This window comes from Fulvivirga kasyanovii (genome assembly GCF_009711405.1).
Taxonomy (GTDB): domain Bacteria; phylum Bacteroidota; class Bacteroidia; order Cytophagales; family Cyclobacteriaceae; genus Fulvivirga; species Fulvivirga kasyanovii.
In genome coordinates this window covers 1-1,268 of record NZ_SMLW01000147.1, presented here as the reverse complement: position 1 = coordinate 1,268, position 1,268 = coordinate 1, and the positions used below count along the sequence as shown (strand labels likewise).

Here is a 1,268-nt window from a genome sequence, read left to right as displayed (position 1 = left end):
TGCATTAACGAGTTATAAAATACATTAACATGACGCCAAACAAAATACTGACTCGCGTTTTTTTAGCATTTACACTAGCAAGTTCACTTTTACTTTTTCACAATTCACAGGCCCAGGAAGCCGCTCAACAGGATTCGGCAGTTGCTGAAGGTGGTAATGAGGAGCAACCGGCTGCACAAGGTGCTGCCTCAGGGTTGCCTACAGATGCCGATCGCATAAGCGAGGGGCAATCATTATTCAATGCCAACTGTAAGACCTGCCATAAGGTTAAAGAGAAGCTTGTAGGTCCTGCATTGGAGGGGGTTTATGACAGAGCTCCTTCCATCGACTGGATTGTGAACTTTGTGCATAACTCATCAAAAGTAATTGCTAGTGGCGACGATTACGCAAATAAATTATACCAGGAGTACAATCAGACTCAGATGACGGCGTTCCCTACGCTTTCAAGAGACCAGATCCTAAATATTTTGGGTTATATCAAGCAGGAAGCTGAAAAAGCTCCTGAGGTAGCTGCTCCTGTAGAAGGTGGCGGCACTGCAACCCAGGCTGCAGGAGAGGGTGTACCTTCTGAATATTTAAATGCAATTATGATTGGGCTGGTAATCGTACTGGTGTTGATCCTTGTTGTATTGATTTTGATCACTACAGTACTTAGAAAGTATCTCAATCAGCAAAAAGACCTCGATGAAGATGACAGGGAAATCGTAAATGCGTCATTCAAACTGGATGCAGTATTTAAAAGCAAGCCTTTCCTGTTCCTGGTTGTATTCGTTACAACAGCAATCGTTTTCAAGGTTGTAATCAATAACCTTTATGCAGTAGGTGTTCAGCAGGGATATGCCCCTAAACAGCCAATTGCTTTCTCACACAAACTTCACGCAGGTGAAAATGATATTGACTGTAACTACTGCCACACTGGTGTCAGGATCAGTAAAAATGCCAACATACCTTCACCTAATATTTGTATGAATTGCCATACAATGATCAAGAATGTTGCTGGTCAGTCAGGAGTTTCTCCTGAAATCCAGAAGATATACGATGCCATTGAAAATGACAGGCCAATTGAATGGGTAAGAATTCATAACCTTCCCGATCTGGCTTATTTCAATCACTCCCAGCACGTAAAAGTCGGAGGAATTGAATGCGAGACTTGTCACGGAGAAATAAGCGAAATGGAAGTTGTACGTCAGCATTCCCTGTTGACCATGGGATGGTGCATCGACTGTCACAGAAAGACAGACGTGAACACCAAAGGCAATGAGTACTAT

The 1,268-nt window shown here is 42.9% G+C and carries 1 protein-coding gene; it reads left to right on the top strand.

The features are described from left to right. Nucleotides 1-29: 29 nt before the first annotated feature. A partial coding sequence (locus E1163_RS00400) for a c-type cytochrome (protein WP_155168551.1) occupies nt 30-1,268 on the top strand: 1,239 nt, incomplete at its 3' end.